Annotated in this window: 6 protein-coding genes; 3 read left to right on the forward strand and 3 right to left on the reverse strand. The window is 48.8% G+C overall.

The genetic code is table 11. The features are described from left to right. Positions 1 to 376, forward strand: a 376-nt coding sequence (locus tag MHN01_RS13150) for a flavodoxin (protein WP_239411760.1), incomplete at its 5' end; no start/stop codon positions are given. Between the two features lie 119 nt (positions 377 to 495). On the opposite strand, the gene MHN01_RS13155 is transcribed toward MHN01_RS13150, so the two are convergent. The 3 genes from MHN01_RS13155 to yejK form a co-directional block, all read right to left on the reverse strand. Further along, positions 496 to 855 (reverse strand): nitrous oxide-stimulated promoter family protein, encoded by a 360-nt coding sequence (locus MHN01_RS13155; protein ID WP_239411761.1) that lies wholly within the window; start codon positions 853 to 855, stop codon positions 496 to 498. Between the two features lie 222 nt (positions 856 to 1,077). After that, positions 1,078 to 2,841, reverse strand: coding sequence for an Hpt domain-containing protein (locus tag MHN01_RS13160; RefSeq protein WP_239411762.1), 1,764 nt, complete (start codon positions 2,839 to 2,841; stop codon positions 1,078 to 1,080). A 238-nt stretch (positions 2,842 to 3,079) separates the two neighbouring features. Further along, the gene (gene yejK / locus MHN01_RS13165; protein WP_239411763.1) at positions 3,080 to 4,093 is read right to left on the reverse strand and encodes a nucleoid-associated protein YejK; all 1,014 of its coding nucleotides are present in this window, start codon (positions 4,091 to 4,093) and stop codon (positions 3,080 to 3,082) included. A 74-nt stretch (positions 4,094 to 4,167) separates the two neighbouring features. On the opposite strand from yejK, the gene MHN01_RS13170 reads away from it, so the two are divergent. Continuing rightward, positions 4,168 to 4,386 carry a YejL family protein gene (locus MHN01_RS13170; RefSeq protein WP_075764867.1) on the forward strand — a complete coding sequence of 73 codons (219 nt, stop codon included), beginning with the start codon at positions 4,168 to 4,170 and terminating at the stop codon, positions 4,384 to 4,386. Between the two features lie 45 nt (positions 4,387 to 4,431). Continuing rightward, a complete protein-coding gene (locus MHN01_RS13175) occupies positions 4,432 to 6,288 on the forward strand; it encodes a DUF3413 domain-containing protein (RefSeq protein WP_239411764.1) in 1,857 nt (618 codons plus the stop codon). Positions 6,289 to 6,310 lie beyond the last annotated feature (22 nt).

Consider the following 6,310-nt stretch of genomic DNA (forward strand, 5'->3'; position numbering starts at 1 on the left):
GTTTGACGACTATGATTTGCTGATCCTCGGTACGCCAACAGCCAACTACGGCGAGATGCAACCGGACTGGGATTGTTTTGTACCAGAGCTAGAAGATGCCGATCTAAGCGGTAAGAAAATCGCACTATTTGGCCTGGGTGATCAGGTGGATTACCCGGACAGCTTCCAGGACGCAATGGGCGATCTGGCAGATCTGATTGTTGAGGCCGGTGGCGAGCTTATCGGTCAGTGGCCGACAGACGGCTATGAGTTTAATGACTCGCGTGCGGTTAAAGATGATAAGTTTGTTGGTCTGGCCCTAGACGAAGACCGCCAGCCGGAGCTTACCGATGACCGTATCGCCACTTGGCTAAATACGCTGGGCCTGTCAGCTTAACGTCCTAACAAGCCCCCGCCGTAATTCCGGCGCATAACAAACAAAGGCTGCATGATGCAGCCTTTGTCGTATATAGCCAAAATGTATTGAACACTTCTGTGTGATTTATCTCGAAGCTGTTATCTTGTCGACATTGACTGCGCGTCAACCGTGCCTACAGAGCGAAAACTGTCGAGTTTAAACTTGAGCGCCTGCAACGGACGCCGCCAGGCGAATTTTGGCGAAGACCAACGCAGCACATGAGAAAAATGCAGTCGCTTGGCCGGGTGGTAACACTGACTCTTGCATTGCAGACAGTTAGGCTTATCTTCTCCCAGGCGGCAGCTGGCAACCCGCGTTTCAACATATTCAATAAGCCCTTCACATTCAGGGCAAATAATCGCCCCACGGTGCAGCGTTTTACAATATAGGCGAATCATCGCTTTTGCTGTGTCCAGTTCACGCTGCTTACGAACTGAATGTTTCGTTTGAACTATCATAGGGGCGGTATTATCCACCGCAACCAAAAACGCCCTTTGATAAAGATCAATTTTGCCTATCGATTGAATGATTCCGCCAAATCAGCCATACCTACAGTATAAACATCTAACCAAGCTCAAACTAGAAAGCTGTTATTCTGCAATAAATACATCAGCCCTCACATTTTTGAGTCAAAAAACACCAAATTCACCCATCTTGATCTCATTTTTCCCAGCAAGAGCCTAGGCAACTACCGCTGCGTTCTGAGTCAAATAATGGGTAACGGCAACAACGGTATCGTTCAGGACTTTCTCGAGCTTCCTGTATTCAGCATCAGCAACCACTTGCTGCTTTTTGAAATGCTTCTCGATGATCTCCGCCTGCCGCTTTAGGGACTCAGCGCCCAAACTGCTTGCGACCCCTTTTAGACTGTGAACCAACCTCAGAGCAGCCTCATCTATTTCATCGGGCGCACGCTGATAGACCATCTGCTGTAGCTTTTTGGCATCAAGAGCATGTTCCTCGATAAATATCTCAAACAACATTTTGACTGATTCTGCATCGTCATCCATAGACTCCATCACATACGCCACATTCAGCACGTCTAGCTGCTCCCCCTCTCTCTGAGGTCTGGGCTGTTGAGCTTTTGCCTCCAGGCTCTCACTGTCCGCACTATAGCTCTCTGCAGGCTTAGTATCAGAAAATCTGGTCTCAGAGTGTCTGCTCTCAACGGGCTGAATCTCGGCATCCTGAATCACTTCAGGCGCAACAACCCCAATCTTTTCAGCACTCGTCACCTCTTCAACAACCACAACAGCATCTTGTTCACGTTCAGCTTCCTCGGCAAGGTACGCCAAAATAGCGGCTTTCAGCTCTTTAAGCGCCTCGTCTAATAGCTCAATATCTTCGGCGTGAACTGCAATACCCTGTTTACAACAATGCTCGATATATTCAGCACGCTGGCGCAGCCGACCGGCACCAAAACTGCTGGCGACACTTTTCAGGCTATGCGAAATTAAACTGACCTCGTCACACTGATCGCGTTCCAAACTAGCAGATAGCCGCTTGGCATCATCAATATGCTCCTTGAGGAAAATCTCCAGCAGCATCACCACAGACTCCCTGTCACCATCCATGCTGTCGAGCATCTGCTCCGTATCAAGTACAGACTCCGCAATACGGCTTTTTTGCTCTTCAATAGGTGATGGCTTGGCTGAAGCCTTGCTGGCGTGCTCTGGGTCCTCGGCAGTCACACCCTGGCCCTTAACATCGCAGTCTCCTCTTGTATCATGCTCCGGTACCAACAATGCTGATGTCGCCTCCGTGATCGGCACGGCCTGCATGTTCCTGCGTCGACCGACAACACCATAACTCACCCCACCAATACCCACGAGCGCTACCAGAACGGCCAACAACAAGCTCAACCAGGTCAGGGTTGTCTCAGATTGGAGCAAAGCAGATTGCAACTGATGAAGGGAAGCTAGGAAAGGGTTCATGTCGACGCTTTCGATCGCCGTCAGGTCTGCGGCAACCTGACCTTTAGCTAGAAGAGTCTCCTTGTCAAAAACATAATGCCGCGTCAACCAGGCATATTCGGCCTGATCGGCAAACTGTTCGCCCTGCTTAACCAATGGGGTGATCTTGGCTTGAACTGATGCCGGAATATCGCCCTGCTGCCACTCGATCAACCGACTACGAAACGGTGCTGTCAGTTCACTTTGCTGTTCTGAAACGGGCCGTAATGAATCGGCAGGTACAGTAATCACTTGCCACCGCAACTGCTCAGCCTCATTCTGCAACTGTGAGGTAGAACTGATGAAACTCAGGGTCGATGCCGATAGCACAGAAAGATAGGCAATAACGCCCGTTCCGACCAACAATAACAATAAACCCAACACGAGAATAATAGGTGACGAGTCTCTGCCCTGCTCTTCAGCCTGCTGACATCGCTCTGGCATTACAGGTGAAACAACAAACTCTGATACAGGCTTTTCTTCTGTTTTCATACTCACCCCTATCTACGGTATTTCAAGATCCTGTTGGTACACCTCTCTCCAACGCTAACTAACTTTACACACTATATAAAAACCAAGTCATCATAGCCTAGCAACACTAACATTTAGCTTAGCCAACATCTTAACCATATTCCATCAGACATTATGCTCGCAATGGCATATCGGTATCTGAAATACAAAAAAGCCACCTTCTTCATAGATAAGGTGGCTGTCTGGTAGTCAGCTTAATTTAGCTATCAGTGTTTAGACGTCGCTGCAGCTGATCCTTCAGATTCGGTGGGGTTCCCTTAATTGTCAGCGTATCGGTATCGGCATCATAAAAAATGCGCTCGCCCAGTAGCATGCTGTCAAAGTTAATCGACACCCCGCCGCCTGAACCAACAAATTTAGTCAGTTTGCGCATGGCGGTACGATCGGCCGGAAAGCTCTCTTCCAGCTCGTACCCCTGGTTGGCAGCAAACTGATAGAAATCAGTGCCGTCCTCGGTAGTCGGCAGCTCTCCCGCCAGTTCCTTCACCGTCACTTCATCGCCAGCCTGCAACTGACCATTGCAGTAATCGTAAACTTGCTTGCGGTATTGCTGCTTCTCTTCCTTTTCCAAACGCGAGTCAGCACAGTAGTCCTCAACCGCCTGCATCAGCACCTGGTTTTGTTCCTTCACGTCCAGCCCAACTTCTGCCTGAAGAAAATCAAGGAAAAAGTCGGCAATTTTACGACCGACACGCCCTTTAATGAAGGTCAGGTAACGGTTTGACTCACTGTCTGTTTCCCAGGACGAGAGATCGATGCGCGCAACAATGTCCATTTTGCCAACATCAAGATAGTCAGTCGCACTGATATCAAGTTGCTCGGTCACCTTCATACTGTGACAGGTCGGCAGCAAACCGATAAACAGATAGTCGGTTGCCAGAGACTGGTACTCGGCCATAACCAGAGTGCCGGCATCGGCAAACGGATATTTAGCCAGCTCGGTCTGCAGTTTTTTTGCCGATTGGTTAGAAAATGTCAGGAAATCTAATTCCCCAGAGCGAATTTGCTTCAGCCAGTGACTGAACTCACTATCTTCTGCGAAGTGGGCAAAGCCTTTCGCGCCTTTGCTGCTGTAGACCCGGTGTAGTTCGGCAACCAGATCCTCTGTCGATTGGCTATTTTCAAGCGTTTGTTTTCTAAGATGAACTTCAAGTTCATCCTGATCATTTTTTGTCAGTTGGTGCAGGATGACGTTCGAAAGCGTAAGACTCATAATGGAAAAGTTTCAGTTAATCTAAAGTGTAGGTTATTATAAGTCGCTTTCTTTAACATTAAACAAGACTTCCTATGCCAATTACTTCAAAATACACCAATAAAAAAGTTGAACAAATCATTGATGACGTGTTCGATGTACTAGAGAAGCATGATGCTTCTGCGGAACTAGCACTGATGATCGTAGGTAACATCGCTACCAACGTGATCAATGCCGACGTTCCAGCATCGCAAAGGAAAGCAATCGCAGAAAAATTCTCTCAAGCTCTGCTCTCCTCGATTAAGGAAGATTAATTTGTTTGTTGGCGTCGCAACTATGACTGGGAATTACTGACATCTATGGTCACCAGCGGTAACAATTATAAAGACAAAGTCTCACAGCTGATTAGCTGGGGACACTGGTTCAGTTTTTTCAATATCATCGCTGCCATGCTACTTGGCACCCGTTATATTGCCCATTCTGAATGGCCCGAAACCATCCTGGGCCAACTTTATCTTGGATTAAGTTGGGTCGGACACTTCGGGTTTCTTGTATTTGGCTTTTATATTCTGGTTCTCTTTCCTGCCAGCTTTCTGATCCCCTCACAGCGCCTGATGCGGCTGTTTGCGGTGTTGGTCGGCACCATTGGCCTGACAGGATTGCTTCTGGACACCCATGCCTATGAGTCTCTGGATTTGCACCTGAGTCCACTAGTATGGGACTTGCTGTTAAGCGGTGAGAAAACAGATCTTAACGCCCGCTGGCAATATCTATTTGTTGCTGTCCCTGCGATATTCCTTATGCAGTTAATTCTGTCGGAATGGTTGTGGCGCAAGCTCAGGAAACTGACTCGCAAACATGTCGGCATACCTATCGCTGTTATTTTCGGTTTCTGTTTCCTGAGCAGCCACCTGATCTATATCTGGGCAGATGCGAATCTATACCGCCCGGTGACCGTGCAGCGCTCCAACTTCCCGCTGTCCTATCCGATGACTGCCAAGACCTTCATGGAAAAGCATGGCTGGCTGGATAAACAGGAATATGCCAAACGCCTTGATGCCCAGGGCATTGCCGAAAGCGAACATATCCGCTACCCGATGAATAAGCTGACATTCAACGATCAGGGTACAGGTCAGAATGTGCTGATCGTAATGATTGATAGTCTGCGTAGCGATATGGTCAACACAGAGACCATGCCGTATCTCACGGCCTTTGCCCAGCAAAACCTGAACTACAGCAACCACTATAGTGCCAGTAACGAAAATGCCGGGGGGGTCTTCGGCCTCTTCTACGGGTTACCGGCCGGCTATATCAACAGTGTTCGCTCTGCGAACTCGTCACCGGTATTACTCGATACGCTTAAAAGGCGCGGTTACCAGTTTGGCTTGTTCAGTGGTAGCGGGTTCGAGACATCGATCTACTCGGAAGCGATTTTTTCCAGCCGCAAGTTGGCTGAAATAGCGGACAACACCGATACCAATAGTGACACGAAAGCTATCGCGGACTGGAAGGACTGGCTAGACACCCAATCCAGCGACTCACCGTGGTTCAGTTATATTGAACTGGCATCTATCGAGAATTTCGAGGAAGGTGGCGACTTTGCCCCGCAGTTTGAACCGTCTCTGAGCAGTTCCGACTCGAACCCTGCCAATGTCGATACGACTCAATTGCTGAAGAACAGCTACCGAAATGCGGCCTATTATGTTGATGAGCTGCTTATTGATGTGTTTGATCAACTCGTTGCCAACAATATGCTGGACAATACCGTGGTTGTCATTACATCGAACCACGGCAACGAATTTAATGAAACCGGCACCAATAGCTGGGGCGCAGAAACCAACTACAGTCGCTACCAACTAAAAGTACCGTTTATTATGCACTGGCCGGGAACTGTTCCGACCCAGACTTCGCGCGCAACCAGCCATTTGGATCTTGTACCGACCCTTATGGAGTCATTATTGGCAACAACCACGCCGGTAATGGACTACAGCAGCGGTGTCAGTTTGTTCGAGACTAGCCCCAAGCGCCGCTGGGTACTGGCTGGGAGTGGCCGAGACATTGTCGTACTGCAGAAAAACACGACGACAGTTGTGGATAAACACGGTAACTACCGGGTTTATGATCAGGACTACAAGCTGAAAAGCGGCGGAAAGCCAAAGCTTTCAACCCTGATGCAGGTCATGCATGAGTTGAAGCGCTTCTATCAGCCTGAGTGATCCAACAGTAACTGGCACTGGC

This window comes from Photobacterium sp. OFAV2-7 (assembly GCF_022347985.1).
In the GTDB taxonomy this organism is placed as follows: Bacteria; Pseudomonadota; Gammaproteobacteria; order Enterobacterales; family Vibrionaceae; genus Photobacterium.

What these genes read in the sequence shown, in the direction of transcription:
- MHN01_RS13170 (WP_075764867.1), top strand. Translation starts at nt 4,168, where the DNA reads ATGCCAATTACTTCAAAATACACCAATAAAAAAGTTGAACAAATCATT.
- MHN01_RS13160 (WP_239411762.1), bottom strand. Translation starts at nt 2,841, where the DNA reads ATGAAAACAGAAGAAAAGCCTGTATCAGAGTTTGTTGTTTCACCTGTA.
- yejK (WP_239411763.1), bottom strand. Translation starts at nt 4,093, where the DNA reads ATGAGTCTTACGCTTTCGAACGTCATCCTGCACCAACTGACAAAAAAT.
- MHN01_RS13155 (WP_239411761.1), bottom strand. Translation starts at nt 855, where the DNA reads ATGATAGTTCAAACGAAACATTCAGTTCGTAAGCAGCGTGAACTGGAC.
- MHN01_RS13175 (WP_239411764.1), top strand. Translation starts at nt 4,432, where the DNA reads ATGGTCACCAGCGGTAACAATTATAAAGACAAAGTCTCACAGCTGATT.